Here is a 21086-nt window from a genome sequence, read left to right on the forward strand (position 1 = left end):
CTTAAGTCATTGAAAACACTGCGACAAATGCCCGCTACTTTGGGGGAATTTGGTACTGAAACCCCGGCGCGTGAAAGTCGCGAAAACCACGGCCAAAGGACTGCGCGTCCTCACCGAACGAGAGTACCGGCCAGCGATCGGGCGTCTGCTCGACAGCCTGCACTGGCGGCTTTGGAACGGCCAGACGGACAGGGCCCGCGATGCGCTTGCGCAGATCGAGCGCCGGCTGCACGCCTCCGATGCCGGTCGGGCGCGGTCCGGTCGAACGACGTGGCCAGATCGGCGACTGCGCACAGCCATCGGCAATCTCGCAGACTACATCAATGGCCAGAGCTCCTATCTCGTTGACTACGCCCAGCGCCAGCGGGCTGGGCGCCCGGTCGGCACGTCGACCGCGGAGGGCTTGGCGAATGCACTGGTGAACCGGCGCATGGACAAACTGCAGCAGATGCGCTGGTCAACCGCCCGCGCACACGCCGTCGTCACCGTACGCGCGAACTTAATGAACCAAGCCTCGCACGAGACGCCAACGACAAACCGGCAAGCGGCCTGACCCCCACGTTCCAATCAGTCCCCGCTACTTTGGGGGAATCTGGTACGGCAACCCCTATAGTCGCCGTCTATACCGGTGAACAACGGTTCCCGAGGCGTGTTTGGGCTGTGGAAAGCGATGTCGGAGCCATCATCGGAAGCGTGCGGGTCGCGAAGGCTGCGCCATTCAATAAACGTGCTGCTTGCCGTGGCGCTATCGGCGATCGCTCTGCTGTCGGTGGGCAGCGTCAGGGCCGACGACACCGTCGTGGCAGTCGACCGTCTGGTGGCCCGTATCGCCCTGCTGCCGCGCGCCTCGCTCCTGGTCCCCGAAGGCACCCTGACGCCGCAGGCCGCCGACGCGCTTTTGTCGCAGTCTGGCGCCATGATCGAGACCAGCGTGCGCAGCTTCGGCTATACGGCGGACGTGCTCTGGTCGCGAACGACGCTCGACGTCGCCCCGGCGGCGGCCGGCCGCTGGTATCTGACGCTGGAGGTGCCGAACTTCGACTGGCTGGAGGTCTACCGGGTCGATCCGACCCGGTCGGTGCCGCCGGAACGGCTGTTCACGCTGGGCGACCGCACGCCGCCGGTGAGCGACATCGCCTCCCGGTTCCACATCGCGCCGATGGAGCTGACGGCGGGCACGACGACGCTGTTGTTCCGCGGCCGGACCACAGGCTCCATGACGCCCGATCTCTCCCTGCGCCAGATCACCCCGCTCCTACGGGAGGAACAGGCGTTCTTCGGCCTGCAGACTTTCTATCTGGGGATCGTGGCGATCCTGCTGCTCTCCACTGTGGTGACGTTCGGGTTCAGCGGAGAGCGGATCTATCTGCTCTACTGCGGGACACTTGCCGCACAGGCGATCTATTGGGTGACCGTCCTCGGGACCGGCCCGGGCCATCTCTGGCCGGCGCTTGCCGGTCGGGTCTACATCGATCCCCTTGTCTTCATCATCGCGGCGCTGGCCGGACTGATCCTGTTCGCCCATGCCTTCCTGTCCGCCGCACGGGTGCCGGCGATCCTGCTCCGCCTGATGAAGATCTGCGCCTTCATCGCCCTGGCGCTGGCGGCGGCCTCGCTCCTGTCGCCGTTGCGCTATACCGCCTATGTGAACTCCGCCATCGCGCTTTTCGTCTTCCCGGCGATGATCGCCATGATGGTTCCGACCGCCGTCGCCTTCTTTCTGGGCGCCCGCTCCTCGCGGCCGTTGGCCCTGGCCTGCGTCGCTCTGATCTGCGCGATATCCGTGGGAGTGATGAGGGATAACGGTCTGATCGTCAGCAACATCTGGGTTCTGGCAGCACCCCAGCTCGGCTCGCTGATCGAGATGCTGGTGTTCGGCTACATGCTCATGGCCCGCTGGGCGAGCGCCCAGCGCGAGAAGGAGGAGATGCAGCGCCAGGCCCTGGTCGCCGCCCGGGAGCAGGAACGGGTCCTCGAGCGTCGGGTCGCCGACCGGACGGCCGAGCTCAATGCGGCCAACACCCTTCTGAGGACCGTCGTCGGGGCCGCACCGTTTCCGCTCACCTTGTCGGATGTCGATAGCGGCACCGTGCTGTTCGCCAACGACAAGGCTACCGAATTCCTGGGCCTGTCCCCGGGGGCGCTCGCGGGCCGGCCCATGCCCGACGTGTTCGCCCATCCCGACGCTCGGGCATCGGCGATCTCTGAAATGGACCGTCTGGGCGTCCTGCGTGAGCGGGAAGTCGAATTCCGAAGCGCCGGGGGCGATCTGCGCTGGGTTCTGCTGTGGATGGTCCCGCTGGTCCTGGACGGCAGGAATATCCGGCTGACGGCGTTCAACGACGTGACCCGGATGAAGTCCCTCGAGCAGGATCTGCGGGACACGGCGGAACTGGAGATGCAGACGGCCCAACGCGAACGAGCCGCCCGCCATCTGCAGCAGCAGTTCGTCGCCATGGTCAGTCACGAGTTCAGGACGCCGCTCGCCGTGATCGACGGCGCGGTGCAGAACCTGGAGCTGTCCGACGCGCGGGACACGCCGCGGCTGGACCGCATCCGCGCCGCCGTCATCCGACTGCTGCGGATGATCGACATCTGCCTCACCGATGCCCGCATCCAGGATGGCGAGCTGTCGGTGGAAACGGAGGATCTCGATCTGGCGGTCCTGGTCGGCGACGTCATCGACGGCCTCGACCCCAAGGACGGCCGGCTTCGACTTGCGGTCGCCGGCGAGCCGCTGTTCACGGCCGTGGACGAAGGGCTGGTTCAGATCGCGATCACGAACGTCATCGACAACGCCTTGAAGTATGGGCCAGAACAGGAGCCGGTAGCGGTCGAGGTGACGGCCACGGAAGAGGGGGGGATTGCCGTTTCAGTGTCCGATCTCGGTCCGGGCGTGCCCGAGAAGGAACGCGACCGGGTGTTCGACAAGTATTATCGCGCCTCGAACATCGCCGGCCTGCCGGGCGCCGGTCTCGGGCTCCATCTCGTCCGCATGATCATGGAGGGCCATGGCGGCTCGGTCACCTACGACCCGATCCTGCCCAGGGGCAGTCGGTTTACCCTTTGGTTTCCCGATGTCGGACCGGACCAGGAGTGAGGAGCAGCATGACCGCATGATGGACGACCACAAGGATACCGGCCTGGCCGTGATCGTCGTGGAAGACGAGGACGCGATCCGCGAGGAGGTCTGCGATTACCTGTCCCGTCACGGGTTTTCCGTGCGCGGCGTCGCCGATGGCGGCGGCCTTGAACGGATGCTGCAGGACGCGCCGGCCGACGTGATCGTCCTCGATCTCGGCCTGCCGCACGAGGACGGGATCGAGATCGCAAAGCGGCTCCGCCGGCAACGGATCTCCATCGGCATCGTCGTCACCACGGCCCGGTCCCGCGTCGAGGACCGGATCCTGGGCTACGAGACCGGGGCGGACGTCTATCTGGTCAAGCCGGTGAACTACGCCGAACTGGCCGCCGTGATCGCCGCGCTGAAACGGCACCGGGACCAGCGGCCGGCCGCGGACCAGGGGCCGGCGGAGATGGCCTGGCAGCTCGATCTGGCGACGTGGCGGCTGATGACCCCGACGGGGGCGGCCATGCGCCTCACGCGGGCGGAGATGAAGGTTATGGACCTGCTGTCCCGGACGCCCGGCGCGCCGGTGATGCGTCATCTCATCGGCAGGCATATGGGCAAGAGCGACCAGCTTCGCGATCACCGGTATGTGGATCAACTTGTGAGCAGGCTGCGGCGCAAGGTGATTACCGAACTCGGCTGGGAGGCGCCGATCGGCTCGGCCCAGGGCGAGGGCTATTTCGTTCCAGGATCGTTTCATCGCCTGGGCGAGCCCACGGGGCCTCTATAAGGCGGGCCGCGCCGGCGGCTTGTTTCCTGGGCGCAAGACCTCGATAATATTAACTCGTAGTTATTAAGTGGTGTAAAATAAAAACATCACCCAATCCCCTATACAATGATGAAATTTGTATTTTCTCATTAATTGATAATATTAAATAACAATGTATTTAAATTTTCCGTGTCAACTCTATTGATGTGACACTTTGTGACATTTTACTTCCATAGGATATAATCGCCACAAAGATATTTGCTTATTTATATGAAGGATATTACTTCATTGTCACTATGTAGGGGCCTTGGTCTCGACTGGCCCGGATAAACCCATTTTTGCTCGCTTCAAGCCGATTTGCCCTGTGCGGATCGGCACCGGGGATGCTGTCCCCGAGGCTGGGGCGAGCCGGCATTGAAGGCTGACGTCATGACCGCACGTTCTCGCTCCGAGCACCTGAACCCCGTTCCGTTCCAGCCGTCCCAGGTGCTGATCGTCGATGCCGCCGTCGACCATGCCGACCTGCTGCTGACGGGGCTGGAGGAGATGCCGGTCGTTCGTCTGGCCGCCGGCCGGTCCGGGCTCGCGCAGATCGCCGAGGCCCTGCGCGGGAGGACCGGGATCGCCGCCCTCCATCTGTTGAGCCACGGTACGGCCGGTGCCCTGCTGCTTGCCGGCGAGAGCGTGAGCCGCGGGACCCTGGCGCGGGACGCCGACGCCCTGGCGGCGATCGCCGATCGCCTGGCACCGGAGGCCGAGGTCGTGCTCTACGGCTGCTCGGTGGCCGAGGGGACGGCCGGCCGTGCCTTCGTCGAGGCGCTGGAACTGGCGCTCGGCGTGCCGGTCGCGGCCTCGGCCGGTCCGGTCGGGGCGGCAGAGCTGGGCGGCGCGTGGGATCTGCGGACCCTGAGCGGTGTCGCGGCGGCACCGATCTTCGCCTCCGAGGCGCGGGCGGCGTATCCGGGTGTGCTGGCGAGCTTTCCGGGTTTTCCCGGCGAAGACGAGCTGACCGGCACTAGCGATGCCGACCTCATGTGGGGGGCCGCAGACAACGACACCTTGAACGGCCTTGGCGGCAACGACACGCTCTCTGGCGGCGGCGGCGACGACGCCCTGTACGGCGGGGTTGGCGACGACGCGCTCTCCGGCGGCGCCGGTTCGGACCTTCTGGAGGGCGGTGCCGGCAACGACAGGTTCTCCGGCATTGTGGGTGAGCTGAAAGGGGACACGATCGCCGACTTCGCCGTCGGCGACAGCATCTACGTCAACTACACGGACCTCTCTTCCCTCAACGGACAGGCGGCGGCGGGCACGATCGCGGTGGATGGCGGCGTGCTGACGCTGACCGGCATCTCCTCCGCCAGTGGCACGTTTGCAGCGGTCTATTACAGCGTCGCCGACGCAACCGTCATCACCCTGGTCGCGCCGGTCGCCCTGACGACTGGTCCGGACAACCCGACGCTGACGGCAGGCGACGATCGGATCACGGCAGGCGACGGTACCCTGAAAGCCGACGATACGATCGACGGCGGCGACGGCAACGATGTGCTGACCCTCTCGGCGGCGCAGGACGTGACGTTCACCGCCACCACCCTGACCAATGTCGAGACGGTGACCATCACCGCCGGCACCCAGAACATCACCACCAACGATGCCACGGTCGCCGATGGCGAGACCCTGACCGTGAATGCCTCGGCCAGCACGGCCTCGGTCACCTGGGACGGCAGCGCGGAACTCGACGGCACATTCTCCATCACCGGCAGCCAGGCCGCCGATACCTTGATCGGCGGCGCCGGCAACGACAGCCTGTTCGGTGGTGACGGTTCGGACCTCTTGGAGGGTGGCGCCGATAACGACACCCTGCGCGGCGGCACCGGTGCCGATACCCTCAGGGGCGGCGCAGGTAATGATAGCTTGCAAGGTAACGACGGCGCGGACCTCCTGGAGGGCGGCGACGGTGCGGATACTCTGGTCGGCGGCGCGGATGCCGATACCCTGATCGGTGGCGCAGGCGATGATCGCTTGGAGGGCGGTGACGGTTCGGCCCGCCTGGAGGGCGGCGACGGTGCCGATACCCTGCTCGGCGGCGCCGGTGCCGAGACCCTGAGCGGCGGCACAGGCGATGATAGCTTGCACGGTGGTCACGGTGCGGACCTCCTGGAGGGCGGCGCTGATAACGACACCCTAATCGGCGGCGTGGGTGCAGATACCCTCAGGGGTGGCGCAGGCGATGACAGCTTGGACGGCGGCAACGATGCGGACCTCTTGGAGGGCGGCGCCGGTGCCGACACGCTCAGCGGCGGCAGAGGTGCGGACACGCTCTCCGGCGGTGACGGCAACGACAGTCTTCAAGGCAACGACGAGGCGGACGAGCTGTCTGGCGGCGCCGGTGCCGACACGCTCAGCGGCGGCAAGGATAATGACGTCCTGAAGGGGGGCGCGGACAGCGATCTACTCTACGGAAACGACGGTGACGACCACCTCTCGGGTGGGGCCGGCATGGATACGCTGTATGCCGATTACGGGAACGATACGCTCGTCGGTGGTGCGGGCGACGATCTTCTCATCGTAAGCACCAGGAGTCCGTCTAGTGGAGACAATGACAATCTCCTGAGCGGCGGCGCCGGTAACGACACCTTCACCGGCTCTACCTTCGATTTAGACGGCGACACGATCGCCGACTTCGCGGTCGGCGACAGACTTGTCGTCACGGGCCTCGATTTCAGCGAGTCGCTGAACGGCAAGGCAGCCGCGGCAACGATCTCCCTTGGCGGCTCCTACACCCTGTCTCTCACCGGCATCAGCGATGCCAGCGGCACCTGGAGTGCCAGCTACGACGGCAACAGGACCACGGTCACCCTGGTCGCGCCGGTCGCCCTGACGACTGGTCCGGACAACCCGACGCTGACGGCAGGCGACGATCGGATCGCGGCAGGCGACGGTACCCTGAAAGCCGACGATACGATTGACGGCGGGGACGGCAACGACATGCTGATCCTCTCGGCGACGCAGGACGTGACGTTCACCGCCACCACCCTGACCAATGTCGAGACGGTGACCATCACCGCCGGCACCCAGAACATCACCACCAACGACGCCACGGTCGCCGACGGCGAGACCCTGACCGTGAACGCCTCGGCCAGCTCGGACTCGGTCACCTGGGACGGCAGCGCGGAAACCGACGGCAGCTTCGTCATCACCGGCAGCCAGGCCGCCGATACCCTGATCGGCGGTGCGGCCGCCGACACGCTCTCAGGCGGCGCCGGCGACGACGTGGTGAACGGCAAGACGGGGGCGGACCTGGCGTATGGCGGCGCCGGCGCCGACACGCTGCTCGGCGGCACCGGCAACGACACGTTCTTCGGCGGGACGGAGGCGGACCTGCTCTCCGGCGGCGCGGGTGCGGACCTGCTCTCCGGCGGCGCGGGCGCCGACACGCTCGATGGGGGCATCGGCAACGACACTCTTTCTGGCGATGACGGCGGGGGCCTGCTGCTGGGCGGCGCGGGTTCGGACAACCTCCAGGGCGGTTCCGGCAGCAGCACGCTCTCCGGCGGCGCCGATGACGATACGCTCATCGCCGGCGGCGAAGCCGACACGCTTGATGGAGGCATCGGAAATGACTTCCTTGTCGCTCAGGGCGGAGCGGACGTGCTGTCCGGCGGCAACGGGGCCGACACGCTCTCCGGCGGTGCCGGTGCCGACACGCTGTATGGCGGTGCCGATGTCGACACGCTGAACGGCGGCGCCGGAAGCGACGTGTTCTCCGGTTCGGCGGGCGAACTCAAAGGCGACACGATCCAGGACTTCGCCGCCGGCGACAGCATCGTCGTCACCGGCGCGAACCTCTCCTCCCTCAACGGACAAGATGCGGCGGGCACGATCGCGGTGGATGGCGGCGTGCTGACGCTGACCGGGATCACCGACGCCATCGGCGATTTCGCCGCCGTCTATGACGACGGCACCGGCAACACCACCATCACCCTGCTCGCACCGCCGGTCGCCCTGACGGCCGGTGTCGACGCCCCCACGCTGACGGCAGGCGACGATCGGATCACCGCGGGGGCAGAAAATGCGCTAGGTGCCAACGATACGATCGATGGCGGGGACGGCGACGACACGCTGACCCTCTCGGCGGGGCAAGAGGTGACCTTCAGCGCCACCACCCTAACCAACGTCGAGACGATCACGATCACCGGCGGTGTGCAGAAGATCACCACCCACAACGCCACGGTCGGTGCCGGCAAGACCCTGACGGTAGACGCCTCGGGCAGCGACGATGCGGTCAATTGGAACGGCATGAACGAGCGCGACGGCACCTTCGACTTCACCGGCGGCGCCGATAACGACACCGTAATCGGCGGCGTGGGTGCAGATACCCTCAGGGGCGGCGCAGGCGATGACCGGCTTTCCGGCGGTAGTGGCGACGACATCCTGTCGGGCGGCATCGGCGACGACAGCCTGATCGGCTACCTCGGCGCGGACACGATGTATGGCGGCGCCGGGAACGATACGTTCAGCGGCGGCAATGGCAATGACGTCCTGAAGGGTGGGGCCGGCAATGATGTTCTCTCCGGCGAAATCGGCGACGACACCCTGTCGGGCGGTGCCGGCAGGGATATCCTGTACGGCAATGAAGACAACAACGTCCTCTTCGGGGGCGACGATGCGGATACGCTGTATGCGGGCCATGACAACGATACGCTCATCGGCGGCGCGGGCGACGATCTTCTGTTTGTGACCCGCCCGTCTGGGCTGGGTAGCGGAGACAATGACAACCTCCTGAGCGGCGGCGCCGGGAACGACACCTTCTCCGGCAAGGCCGACGAACTCGGCGGCGACACGATCGCCGACTTCGCGGTCGGCGACAGCCTTGTCGTCAAGGATGCCGATCTCAGCGCCCTCAACGGGAATGCCGCATCCGCGACCATGTCCCTTGGCGGCTCCGACACCCTGTCTCTCACCGGCATCAGCGCCGCCAGCGGCACCTGGAGTGCCAGCTACGACGGCACCGATACCATCATCACCCTGGTCGCCCCGTCCTCCGGCGGCGGCGATTCCGGGGGCGGCTGCTCCGGGGGGAGCGGTGGTGGCGGGTCGTCGGGAGGCGGCGGTACCCCCAATGTCGTCGTCACTCCGACGACCCCCACCACTGGCACCGGCGGGCCCGGGACGACCACCGCGGAGACCATCACCAACACGGGCTCCGGCACCGGCTCGGCGCCGATCGTGCAGAACACCAACAACAACGGCAATGTGGTCACCGCGACCCTGCCGGCCGGGACCAGCCTCACCTCCGAAGGTCCGTCGACCGCCCAGTCCGGCGCCAACGCCGTGGACACCCTGGTCCAGGCGGTGGAGGGCCGCGGGTCGCCCTCGACCCCGCAATTGACGACCGGTGCCCGGGCCTTCCTCAACAACCTGAGCACAAACACGTCCCTGGACGTGCGCACGATCGTCCCGACCACGACCTCCGGCTCGACCTCGGAGCCGATCGTCATCGCCGGCACCGAGCCGACCGACGGTACGCCGCAGTCCGAGGCTTTCGTCATCGACATGCGCGAGATGCCGGCGGGCTCCACCCTGCAGCTCGACAATATCGAGTTCGCCTCGGTCCTGGGCTCGACGACGGTCACCGGCGGCGCCGGGGACAACTACGTCACCGGCGACGAGAGCAGCCAGTTCATCTCGCTGGGCGTCGGCGACGACACCCTGTTCGGCGGGGCCGGGGCCGACACCATCGGGTCCGGCAGCGGCAAGGACATCCTCTACGGGAACCAGAGCAACGACCGGGTGTTCGGGGGCACCGAGGAGGACACGGTCTATGGCGGTCAGGACCAGGATGTCGTCTACGGCAACCAGGCGGCCGACTTGGTCTACGGCAACGCGGGCTACGACACGCTCTATGGCGGTCAGGACTCAGATACCCTGTATGGCGGCCAGCACCAGGACCTGCTGTACGGCAATCTCGGTAACGACGTGCTCAACGGCAACAAGGGCCAGGACACCCTGTATGGCGGTGCGGGCAACGACGCCCTGTCGGGCGGCGACGGGGCCGACACGCTGATCGGCGGTGCGGGGGACGACACCCTGTCTGGCGGGCGCTCCAGCGAGGACGGGACCAACGACGGGTCGTTCGACGTGCTGGAGGGCGGCACCGGGGACGACGCGTTCTACGGCGGCGAGGGCATCGACTGGATCTATACCGGTGCCGGAGCCGACCGGATCTATATCGAGGACCTGAACGGCTTCGACGTGGTCGCCGACTTCAACGTCGCCGAGGGCGACCGGCTGATGATCCAGGCCAACGTCAACGGCCAGGCCATCACCAGTGCGGCCGACGTCATCGCCCGGGCCAGCGACAATGCCGATGGCGATGTCGAGATCGACCTGGGCGGCCACTACGTCCGCCTGGTCGGTGTCCACACCTCCGACCTGACGGAGACCCATTTCGGCTTCTTCTGAGGCGAGCGTCGCAACCAGACGCTAGTTTTCTTGTGTCAGTGCTCCGGTGATGAGGTCTGCAATGATCTCGCGGAAGGCCTGTACGATTTGGGACTGATCGTCGCGGCGCCAGGCCAGCGCCACCTGAACCGGCGCCGGCTGTTCCTCGATCTCCAGGAAATCCACATCCGGGATCATCAGATTGCGCGCCACCGAGGGGATGACGGCGATGCCGATCCCGGCGCGCACCAGGCCGAGAACCGTGTGGATCTGCGTGGCATACTGCTTGACCCGCGGCGCGAACCCGACCCGCTCGCACATGGCGGTGATGCGGGAGTGGAACAACGGGCTGCGCTGCTGCGAGAAGAACACCCAGTCGTCGGCCCGCAGATCCCGCACCGAGGCCGACCCGGCCCCGGACAACCGATGATGCACCGGCACCACGATCAGGAACCGTTCGTCGCGGACCACCATCGTGTCCAGCCGCGGGTCGTCCACCGGCGGGCGCAGGATGCCCACGTCGATCACGTTGTCGATCAGCGCCGGGATCTGGTCCCAGATCGTGAACTCGTTCAGTACCAGCTCTACGTCCGGATACCGCGCGCGGTAATGCTGCAGGATGATCGGGGTCACGCTGTAGGTCGAGGAGTGGATGAACCCGATGCTGAGTCGCCCGGCATGGCCGAGGCTGGCCCGGCGCGCGTCGACCCCGGCGCGGTCCAGTTCCTCCAGGATCCGCAGAGCCCGATCCAGATAGAGGCGCCCTGCGGTGGTCAGCTTCACGCTGCGCTGGGTGCGCTCGAGCAGCCGCACCTCCAACTGCTCCTCCAACAACCGGATGTTACGGCTCAGCGCAGGTTGGGGGACCCGCAACCGTTCCGCCGCGCGGGTGAAATGCAGGTCGGTGGCCACGGCGACGAAATCCCGGAGCAGCCGCACGGTCGTCATCGCCCTGTCCCTTCAAATCCCGCCACCAATAATATCAATTTCGATATCATAAGAGGTCAAATTATATATTGGACCTATAGCCCGGCAACCTCCTAGCGTTTCCCCAACGATAAGAACACCGCCTTGTCCCTGGGAGGACCTCATGAAGTTGGGCTACCGCATCGTCCGCGACTGCGGGCGGGCAGACCGCACCCTCGTCGACGCGTTCTCGCGCATTCCGACCGCGATCATCAGCGACAACATGGGCCGCATGTTCGCCGGCGGTGCCGGTCTGCGGCCGCTGCACCGATCCGGCGGCATGGCCGGCAACGCGCTGACCGTGCGCGCCCGGCCCGGCGACAACCTGATGGTCCACAAGGCGGCCGACCTGGCCCGCGAGGGGGACGTGATCGTGGTCGATGCCGGTGGCGACCTGACCAACGCGATCATCGGCGAACTCCTGGTGTCCTACGCCCGCAGCCGGGGCGTGGTCGGCATGGTGGTCGACGGTGCGGCGCGCGACCTCGACGCCCTGTCGGCCGGCAGCTTTCCGGTCTACGCCGCCGGCGTGTCCCATCGCGGGCCGTACAAGGACGGTCCGGGCGAGATCAACGTGCCGATTTCGGTCGGCGGCATGGTGGTCAATCCCGGCGACATCGTCGTCGGCGACATGGACGGGGTGCTGGCCATTCCGGCCGACGGCGCACAGGCGCTGCTCGCCGCCGCCCAGGCCCAGCAGGCCAAGGAGGCCGCCATTCTGAAGGATATCGAGGCCGGCACCTGGGACCGGAGCTGGGTCGACGCGACCCTGCGCGCCAACGGCTTCACCGACTAACGGCGCGCGGTGGCCGGGACCGGAGCAGACGCGCGGATCAGAGCTCTCGACGGGGGCGATTTCCTCCGTCCACACGCGGCGACACCGATCGGCCGCTTCACGACGCCGCGCCACCAAGAGCGACGGTGATACAAGGGAGGAAAATCGATGCGTATCAAGACAATGATCATGGCAGCCAGTGCCGCGGTGATGGCCGTCGCCCTGGCCGTCCCGGCCCAGGCCGAGTGGACGCCCGAACGGCCGATCCAGATCGTCGTCGGCTTCGCCCCCGGCGGCGGCACCGACGCCACCGCGCGGCTGATCGCGTCGGCCGCCCAGGAATTCTTCCCGGTGCCGCTGGTGGTGGTGAACCGCCCCGGCGCATCCGGCACGCTCGCGGCCGAACTGGTCGCCAATGCGGAGCCCGACGGCTACACCCTGCTGGTCGCCGGCGGGAGCGAGAGCACCTCGGTGCCGAACCACCTGAAGACCAACTACAAGCTCGACCAGTTCCGCGGCGTCATCCGGGTCAACCGCGAGCACATGGTCATCGTCACCAAGAAGGGCAGCGGTCTCGACAGCATCGACAAGGTGGTCGAGCAGGCGAAAATCGCGCCGGGCACCCTGACCTACGGGTCGTCGGGCCCCGCCAGTATTCTGCATTCCTCCTTCCTCGTCCTGGAGAAGGACGCGGGCATCAAGATGACCCACGTCCCCTACAAGGGTGGCGCGCCGGCGCTGGCGGCCCTGCTGGGCGGCCATGTGGACATGACGATCCTCACCCCGGCCGATGCCCAGACCCAGAGCGAGGCGGGCAACGTCAACGCGCTGGCCACCACCTCCGACCGGGCGGCACAGCTCCCGGACGTGAAGTCGCTGAGCGAGCTCGGCTACAACGTGAACCTGGAGAACATGAAGGGCCTGGTCGCGCCGGCGGCGACGCCGGACGAGGTGGTTGCCTACCTGCACGAGCGCTTCAAGAAGGCGATGGAGAGCGAGACCTTCGCCAGCCTGGCCGGCCGGGCGAAGATCGTCCCGGGCTACCTGAACGGCGCCGATTTCGAGAAGGCCATGCAGTCCATGTCCGCCTCGATCGCGGCGGCTCTGGGAAGCTGAGGCCAGGACCATGAACGGGACCCGCATCGCCGGCATCGTCGGCTGCCTCGCCTCCGCCGTCTTCCTCGCGGTGATGGTACCGGGAGTGGAGGAGAACCGCTTCACCGGCGGCGGGGCCCAGTTCTACACGGTCGGCCCGACCTTCGTGCCCTACTTCTCCGGCGCCCTGATGCTGCTGTTCAGCGTGATGCTGACGGTGGCGCCCGGCGCTGGCGGGAGCGGGCCGGCGGAGGACAGGACCGGTCCGGGCCGCGCGCTGCTGTTCATGGCGCTGCTCGTGGCCTTCGTCCTCGGCCTGCGCGAGATCGGGTTCATGATCGCCGCGATCCTGTTCCTGGCGGCGACCTTCGCCTGCTTCCGCGCCGGTCGCCCGGTGCTCTCGGCGGCGATCGCCGTCGCTGCGCCGGTCGGCATCGACCTGCTGCTGCGCAAGGTCCTGATGGTTCCCCTGCCCACGGCACCCTTCCTCAACTAGCCGCCCGCTTCCCGGTCGTCCCAGGGCGGCGACGGCACCCTCAGAAAGCAACGCGATGCCTGAAACGATTGGCTTCATCGGCCTTGGAGTGATGGGCGGCGGGATGGCCCGCAACGTCCTGAAGGCCGGCTTCGAGCTTGCCGCGGTGGTGCGTCGCGCCGACACGGCCGGAGCGTTCCGCGCCGCCGGCGCCACGATCTGCGAACATCCGCGTGCCCTGGCGGGTCTGGCCAAGATCGTCGTCACCTGTCTGCCGGACGCCTCGGCCTTGCGCAGCGTCGTCGAGGGGCCTGACGGTCTCGCCGCCGGGCCCTGGACCGACGGGCTGCTGATCGATTGCAGCACGATCGCCCCGGCCGAGGCCCGCGACCTCGCTCCCGTTCTGGCGGCGGTCGGAGCGCGCATCGTCGACGCGCCGGTCAGCGGCGGTGCGAAGGGGGCCGCCGAGGGTACGCTGACGATCATGACCGGCGGCGAGAGCGCCGATATCGAGCGGGCGCGGCCGGTTCTGGAGGCCATGGGCCGGCACATCCATCATCTCGGACCGCTCGGCTCCGGCCAGGCGGTGAAGGCCGCCAACCAGCTCATGGTGGCGGTGAACCTCATGGGGGTGTGCGAGGCGATCGCCCTGGTCCGCGCCGCCGGGGTCGATCCCCGGCAGATGCGCGAGGTCCTGTCCAGCGGTGCCGCCCGCAGCGGGGTGCTGGAGGCCCATGCCCTGCGCTACCTCGACGGTGCTCTCGAGGGCGGGTTCCGTGCCGAACTGATGAACAAGGATCTGGGGATCGCCTGCTCGGTCGGGCGGCATTCCGGGCTGGCGCAGCCCGCCACGACCCTCGCCCAGCAGATGATGCAGGCGCTGTGCGCTGACGGCATGGGCGGGCTGGACAGCGCCGCGCTGGGCCTGCTGTACGATCGGCTGAACGGTGCCGCCGCAGGGGCCCGGCGATGAGCGCCTCCCGCTTCCCGGTCGCCCGGGTACGGGCGTTCTCCGAACAGGTCTTCGCCGCCGGCGGCCTCAGCCCCGAGGACGCGGCCACGGTCACCGACGTGCTGATCCATGCCGACCTGCGCGGCCATGCCTCGCACGGGCTGACGCGCATTCCGATCTATCTGGAACGGATCCGCCGCGGGGCGGTGAAGGCCCGGCCTTCCATCGCCATCTGTAGACCCGCCCCCGGGCTGCTCGCCGTCGACGGCGACAACGGTCCCGGGCCGGTGGTCAGCCTGCGGGCGGTGGACGCCGCCATCGAGACCGCGCGGGAGCAGGGCGTCTGCGTCGCCGCGGTCGCCCATAGCAATCACAACGGCTCCGGCTCCTACTATGTGGAGCGGGCGCTGGCGAATGGCTGTCTCGCGGTCGCGCTGACCAACGCGCCGCCCTCCATGGCGGTGCATGGCGGACGGGGGGCGGTGATCGGCACCAACCCGATCTCCTTCGGCGCACCCGCGGGCGGCGGGGAGGGGGCGCCGGCGATCCTGCTGGACATGGCCACCTCCGTGGTCGCGCGCGGCAAGATCGTGGAGGCGGCGAAACGGGGAGAACAGGTCCCAGCCGGCTGGGCGCTGGACAGCGACGGCCGGCCGACGACCGACGCCGCCACGGCGGAGAAGGGGGTGGTGCTGCCGATGGCCGGTGCCAAGGGTTCCGGGCTTGCCCTGATGGTGGAGATCCTGTCCGGGGTGCTGTCCGGCGGGCGCTTTGCCGGCAGCCTCGGCAACCTCTATTCCGACTTCGAGACACCGCAGGATGTCGGCCATTTCTTCCTGGTCATCGCCCCGCAGTCGCTTCCCGGCGGCGGCGCCTTTCCGGCGCGCATGGACAGGCTCATCGCCGAGATGCGCGACAGCCCGCTGGCCGAGGGGGTGTCCGCCATCCGGCTGCCCGGCGAGCCGGAAGCGGCGCAGGCCGCCGCGGCATTGGCCGACGGCATCGCTCTGGCGGCGAACGTGCTCGACGAATTGGCGCAGGCCGCCGCCTCGGTCGGGGTGCCGGCCCTGGCCGGCCCCCGGCACGCCGCCTCCTGACAGACCGCACGCGATGAGGACGACATGGACATCCTGCTGAACGCCCTGGCCGCCCAGATGCAGCCGGCGGTCCTCCTGACCCTGGTGTGCTGCGTCGTCGCGGGCATGATCATCGGCGCCATTCCGGGGCTGACGGTCAGCATCGCCGTGGCCCTGGCGGTGCCGATCGCCATCTTCATGCCGACGGAGATCGCGCTGGCCATGCTGGTCAGCCTGTACGGCGCCGGGGTCTATGGCGGCAGCGTGTCGGCGATCCTGCTCAGCGCCCCGGGCACCCCGGCCTCGGCGGCCACGGTATTCGACGGCTTCCCGATGGCGCGGGCGGGCATGGCGACCAAGGCGCTGCGCATCTCCCTCATCGCCTCCACCTTCGGCTCGGTGTTCAGCATCGTGCTGCTGATCACCGTGGCACCGGTCCTGGCGAATTTCGCGTTGCGCTTCGGCCCGGTCGAGATGGCGTCGATCCTGCTCTTCACCTTCACCATCATCGGCACGATCTCCGGCCCGTCGATGACCAAGGGCCTGTTCTCGGCCGCGGTGGGCATGGTGCTGGCCACGGTGGGCAGCGACCCGATGATCGGAACCCCGCGCTTCACCTACGGCATGACCGAGCTGCTGGACGGACTGACCTATATTCCGCTGCTGGTCGGCCTGTTCGCGCTCGCCGAGGTCATCGAGCAGGCGGTCGGCGGCTTCAAGCAGGACGTCCAGCGCATCGAGGTCGGCGGCGAGGATCGCGAGAAGAACCGCATCCGCCTGGCCGATATCCGGCAGATCGCCATGCCGATGGTGCGGGGCTCGCTGATCGGCTCGTTCATCGGGTTGCTGCCGGGCATCGGCTCCACCATCGCCGCCTTCCTGGCCTATGCGGATTCCAAGCGGGCGGCCGGCAAGTCCGGGCGGTTCGGCGAGGGCGACATCCGCGGCATCGCGGCGCCGGAAAGTTCCAACAACGCGGTCGGCGGGGCCACCTTCATTCCGACCCTGGCGCTCGGCATTCCGGGCGACGCGGTGACGGCGATCCTGCTGGGCGCCATGGTGATGCTGGGGGTGACGCCGGGGCCGCTGCTGTTCGTCACCAACCCGGACGTAGTGTACACGATCTACATCGTGCTCTGCATGTCGACCCTGCTGATGCTGCTGATCGGCCTGGTGGCGACGCGGCCGCTCTCCCTGGTGCTGCGCCTGCCCAAGGTCTATCTGCTGCCGCTGGTCTCGCTGACCTGCGTGGCCGGCAGCTACGTGGTGCGCAACAACTTCATCGACGTGATCGTGATGCTGCTGGCCGGCGTGCTCGGCTTCCTGTTCAACCGGGCGAAGATCCCCGTCACGCCGCTGCTGATCTCCTTCATCATCACCCCGCCCTTCGAGGAGGCGGTCCGCCAGGCCCTGACCGCGTCGGAAGGGTCGCTGACGGTCTTCGTGACCAACCCGGTTTCGCTCGGCTGTCTGGCCGCGGCCCTTCTGGTGGTGATCCTGGTGATCCGCTCCCGGACGGTGCGCGGCGTCATAACGCAAGAGTAAGGCCTGATTTTTTGGCTGAATGCTGGAAAATTGCTCCGACTTGGAGGTGAGTCTGGCACGTACGACCGCTTTGGGGTTGGCAGATCAATGACTTCGAACCCCGCTATGGGTCGGACGCCTCATAGGGCTCTGACAAAGCGGTTTGCCACGGAATGCCCTGCGAAGGTTTTGATCGGCGTGTCAACCGACGAGGAACCAGTCGGCGGTGGCGGCGGAGGGGTCGGCGCCGATCAGGGTGACGGTGTTGCCGGCGCCCAGGTCGATCAGGGTGTTGCCCGACGCGTCGGCGGAGAGCCGGCTGAGCAGGTCGGCGGCGCTGGCGATGGCGGTGCCGTTGAGCCCGGCGGCGATCTGGATCACATCGCCCTCGGCCGCCGAGAAGCCGCTCACCGTGTCCGCGCCGCCGGCCGCCTCGAAGACCAGCCGGTCGGCGCCGAGCCCGCCGGCCAGCCAGTCATCCCCGGCACCGCCGGACAGGGTATCGGCGCCCTGGCCGCCATAGAGCGTGTCGGCGCCGATATTGCCGATGAGCCGGTCGGCGTCGAGGTTGCCGTAGAGCACGTCGTCGCCCTGACCGCCGAACAGGATGTCGACACCGTTGTTGCCGAACAGCCCATCGTCGGCCTGGTTGCCGTAGAGCAGGTCGGCGCCCTGGCCGCCGTACAGGGTGTCGCCGTCTGCCCCGCCCGACAGGGTATCGGCGCCGGTATTGCCGTAGAGCAGGTCGAGCCCGGCCGCGCCGCGGAGCACGTCGTCGCCGGCGCCGCCGGAGAGCGTCTCGGACAGCGCGCTGCCGGTGAGCGTGTCGTTGCCGGATGACGCCTGGGCGGCGGCGCCGCTGCCCCCGCCGCCACTGCTCCCGCCGCCGCCGGACGGCGCGGCGCCGATATCGGTCAGGGTGACGTCGTTACCGTCGCCGCTGGCATAGCTGATCCGGTATTGGCGCGTCCCACTGGTGAAGGTGGCCGCCTCGGCCAGGCCGCTGAATGTGCCGGTCACCGCGTCGGCCCCGTCATTGGCGATCAGCACGTAGCTGTGCCCGGTGGACGAGGTGTAGCCGAAGGTGGTGGTGAGCGTGGCGCCGTTGATGGTGACCGTCCCGGTGACGCTGATCTGGTCGTAGCCGGTGCCGGCGGTGGTGCCGTCGATCTCCATGGAGGCCGTCGAGCCCGACGCCAGGGTCAGGTTGCCGGTGGCGATCGTGCCCGGACTGTTGCCGGGGGCGATGGTGGCGCCGTTCTGTACCTCCACCGGGGTGGAGTAGGTGCCGGTGCCGCGCAGGGTGACGCCGGAGGCGACGGTGAAGGTGCCGGTCCCTGTCAGGGTGCCGGTGAAGCTGCTGGCCGCCGCGTTGGTCAGGGTGAGGGACGCGGCCCCCAGGGTCACGGTACCGGACCCGGTCAGGGTGCCGATGGTCTCGTTGGTGCCGTTCAGGTCGAGGGTGGCGCCGGCCGCCACGTTGACGGTGGCGGTGTCGGCGATGGCGTTGCCGTTCGCGAGCCGCACGGTTCCGGCACTGATCGTGGTGGTGCCGGTATGGGTGTTGGTGCCGGAGAGTGTCAGCACGCCGGTCCCGGTCTTGGTCAGCCCGCCGGTGCCGGAGATCACCCCGGAGAAGGTCGCGTCGGCCGACAGGGCGAGGCTGCCGTTGCCCGAGCCGACCGCGACCGCGTTGTCGATGGTGGTGGAGCCGGTCACCGCCAGGCCGCCGCCGTTCAGGGTGACCGCCCCCGCGCCGAGATTGCCGTCGCCGGCGACCGAGACGGTGCCGCCGGTGACCGTTGTGGTGCCGCTGTAGGTGTTGGTCCCGGACAGGGTCAGGGTGCCGGCCCCGGCCTTGGTCAGGTTGCCGGTGCCGGAGACCACGCCGGAGAAGGTCATCGCGTCGGAGCGGTTGAAGGCCAGCGTGGCGTTGTTGGTGACGTTGCCGGTGATCGAGCCCGCCGTGCCGCCATTGCCGACCTGCAGGGTGCCGGCGCTGAGCGTCGTGCCGCCGGTATAGGTGTTGGTGGCGATCAGGATGGTGGTGCCGGTGCCGGTCTGGTTCACCGCCGTGGTGCCGGTGATGGCAACCGCCGTGCCGCTGCCGGTGCCGTCGCTGCTGAAGACGTGGCCGGTATCGGTGTGGTTGAAGTTGACGGTGGCCGTGCCAGACTGGCCGACTATCTGGCCCACGTTGACGATGCCGGCGGCACCGCCGCTGCCGATATTCAGCGTCCCGGTGCTCGCCAACGACCCGAGCGCTAGGTTTGCGGAGTTGATGAGCCGGCCGCCGCCGGAGACGGTCAGCGTCCCGTTGCCCGTGGCCGAGTTGCCGACAATTATGTTGTCCGAGAAGGTGGCGGTGGCGCCGTTCGAGATGGTCAGCGATCCGGTGCCGCTGGACGACACGAGGTTGTTCCCCGCGGATGATTGGAAGGTCATGGAGGAGCCCGCGCCGTCCACCAGCACGGTCCCCGAGCTGCCGGCGTCGACGCCGATCCCCAGCCTGCCGGAACTCGTCACGGAGCCGCCGCCCGTCACCTGCAGCGTCCCCGTGCCGGAATCGCCGACGATGATGTTACCCGTATTCGGGGCGGCCCCCGTGAGCTGCGCGGTGCCGCCGTTGTCGATGATGGCGACATCCGCGCTGCCCGGCACGGCCACCGGGTTCCAGCTGCCGGCGGTGTTCCAGTCGCCCGTGCCGACGTTCCAGTTGATGGTCGCGAGAAGCACCGGCAGGGCGGCCAGCGCGGCGGCGTCGAGCGCCTGGGGATGAACTTGGGGTTTGGTCGCCGGGCGGCCATGGTCGAGCGTCCAGAACCCGCCGAGGACGGCGCCGCCGACCGGGCCGCGCGCCGCCGCCACCGGGCTGCCGGTCGCGGCGTCCAGCGCCGCCACGAAGGCCCGGCCGGTCTCCCCTTCGGCCACCGAACAGGCGTAGAGCTCGATCGCCGCGCCGGCCAGCGCCGCCCCGATCGCCGCCAGCGTGTCCCGACGCACGGAGAGCGTGCGGGCGGTCAGCAGGCGGCTCCCCAGGAAAAGTGCGCCCGGCCGGCCGTGGCAGATCACCACGAGCCGCCGGCCCGGCGCGGCCTGCGCCGCCGCCTGGATCAGGTCCAGACCGTCGGCCTTGGCGGGAACCCGCACGACCCGCGCCGGGACTGTCAGAGCCGCGAGGATCGCCTCGGATTCCGGCACCCGGTCGTCGATGACGACGACCGCACCGACCGTGGTCTCCGCCGCCACGTCCCGCAACCGGGTCGGCGCGGGATGGTTGTCTCCACTCGGGCGAAGGCCCCTGGCCGTCTGTCGGCCGGAACGAGCGGCTGGAGTGTCCATGATCGCGTGTTCCCTACAGGATCACCGACCGCCGCGGATGGCCGCGGCCGGCTGATTGGACTCCTCCACCGAGAGCGATGGTGCCCGAGCTTCTGTGGGCTTGCATTTGAAAAATCTGTGATTTCAAATTGTCTCGAAATAATCATTCGGACGGTTTGGGTTCTCGATGAAGTATCCCTGGAAAAACATAGTTTTAGAGTGTTTCAGCAGAAGACGTTGAGTTTCGAAATCCGAGTGACGACGGACGATAATCTCCAAAATTCCCCGAAACATGGGATTCGAGCTAAAATAATTTAACAGTGTCGCTGATTAACGACCTTCAAGCAGCGGCTCATCAATGGATGATCGGTGCTGTCACGGTGGGATACGCCGGATCTCGCCCGCTCTCCGTGATGTCCTCCTTTAGCCGTTAGTTTTGATTTGGATTTGGATTTGAAGTCTTCCGATCGAGCTCAAGTGACCGCTCAGAGTGCAACGGAGTTGAGATACCGCTTTGGGTCGCCTCCAGCCAGCCTGCCTCCTACTTTGCCATGGCGGATCTCGTCGTCCTGTTGTGCGACCTTGAACCGTCTCGCGATCAGTCCGATGCGGTCTTCTG

General features: G+C 67.8%; 12 protein-coding genes. 10 read left to right on the forward strand and 2 right to left on the reverse strand.

What is annotated here, in order from left to right:
* Positions 1 to 70: 70 nt before the first annotated feature.
* From T8K17_RS15965 to T8K17_RS15980, 4 genes are all read left to right on the forward strand, one after another.
* On the forward strand, positions 71 to 553 hold the full coding sequence (locus tag T8K17_RS15965) for a hypothetical protein (protein ID WP_322330731.1): 483 nt from the start codon (positions 71 to 73) through the stop codon (positions 551 to 553).
* Positions 554 to 727: 174 nt separating this feature from the next.
* Positions 728 to 3100, forward strand: coding sequence for an ATP-binding protein (locus tag T8K17_RS15970; protein WP_322330732.1), 2373 nt, complete (start codon positions 728 to 730; stop codon positions 3098 to 3100).
* A gap of 19 nt (positions 3101 to 3119) precedes the next feature.
* Positions 3120 to 3860: a response regulator transcription factor gene (locus T8K17_RS15975; protein WP_322330733.1), complete on the forward strand. Its 741-nt coding sequence runs from the start codon at positions 3120 to 3122 to the stop codon at positions 3858 to 3860.
* A 408-nt stretch (positions 3861 to 4268) separates the two neighbouring features.
* Positions 4269 to 10304, forward strand: a complete 6036-nt coding sequence (locus tag T8K17_RS15980; RefSeq protein WP_322330734.1) for a DUF4347 domain-containing protein — start codon at positions 4269 to 4271, stop codon at positions 10302 to 10304.
* A 21-nt stretch (positions 10305 to 10325) separates the two neighbouring features.
* Here T8K17_RS15980 and T8K17_RS15985 read toward each other — a convergent pair whose 3' ends face one another.
* Entirely contained in the window at positions 10326 to 11231 is a 906-nt protein-coding gene (locus T8K17_RS15985; RefSeq protein WP_322330735.1) for a LysR family transcriptional regulator, read from the reverse strand.
* 142 nt (positions 11232 to 11373) lie between these two features.
* Between T8K17_RS15985 and T8K17_RS15990 the strand changes: the two genes are divergently transcribed.
* The 6 genes from T8K17_RS15990 (at position 11374) to T8K17_RS16015 (ending at position 17167) form a co-directional block, all read left to right on the forward strand.
* Positions 11374 to 12045 (forward strand): RraA family protein, encoded by a 672-nt coding sequence (locus T8K17_RS15990; protein ID WP_322330736.1) that lies wholly within the window; start codon positions 11374 to 11376, stop codon positions 12043 to 12045.
* A gap of 147 nt (positions 12046 to 12192) precedes the next feature.
* Positions 12193 to 13140, forward strand: a complete 948-nt coding sequence (locus tag T8K17_RS15995) for a tripartite tricarboxylate transporter substrate binding protein (protein WP_322330737.1) — start codon at positions 12193 to 12195, stop codon at positions 13138 to 13140.
* A gap of 10 nt (positions 13141 to 13150) precedes the next feature.
* On the forward strand, positions 13151 to 13615 hold the full coding sequence (locus T8K17_RS16000; RefSeq protein WP_322330738.1) for a tripartite tricarboxylate transporter TctB family protein: 465 nt from the start codon (positions 13151 to 13153) through the stop codon (positions 13613 to 13615).
* Positions 13616 to 13670: 55 nt separating this feature from the next.
* Entirely contained in the window at positions 13671 to 14567 is an 897-nt protein-coding gene (locus tag T8K17_RS16005) for an NAD(P)-dependent oxidoreductase (RefSeq protein ID WP_322330739.1), read from the forward strand.
* Complete coding sequence (locus tag T8K17_RS16010; RefSeq protein WP_322330740.1) at positions 14564 to 15643, forward strand: Ldh family oxidoreductase; 1080 nt, start codon at positions 14564 to 14566, stop codon at positions 15641 to 15643. The genes T8K17_RS16005 and T8K17_RS16010 overlap by 4 nt, the downstream gene beginning before the upstream one ends.
* 24 nt (positions 15644 to 15667) lie before the next feature.
* Positions 15668 to 17167, forward strand: coding sequence for a tripartite tricarboxylate transporter permease (locus T8K17_RS16015; protein ID WP_322330741.1), 1500 nt, complete (start codon positions 15668 to 15670; stop codon positions 17165 to 17167).
* Positions 17168 to 17347: 180 nt separating this feature from the next.
* On the opposite strand, the gene T8K17_RS16020 is transcribed toward T8K17_RS16015, so the two are convergent.
* Positions 17348 to 20395, reverse strand: coding sequence for a DUF4347 domain-containing protein (locus T8K17_RS16020; RefSeq protein ID WP_322330742.1), 3048 nt, complete (start codon positions 20393 to 20395; stop codon positions 17348 to 17350).
* Positions 20396 to 21086 lie beyond the last annotated feature (691 nt).

Source organism: Thalassobaculum sp. OXR-137 (assembly GCF_034377285.1).
Classification (GTDB): domain Bacteria; phylum Pseudomonadota; class Alphaproteobacteria; order Thalassobaculales; family Thalassobaculaceae; genus Thalassobaculum.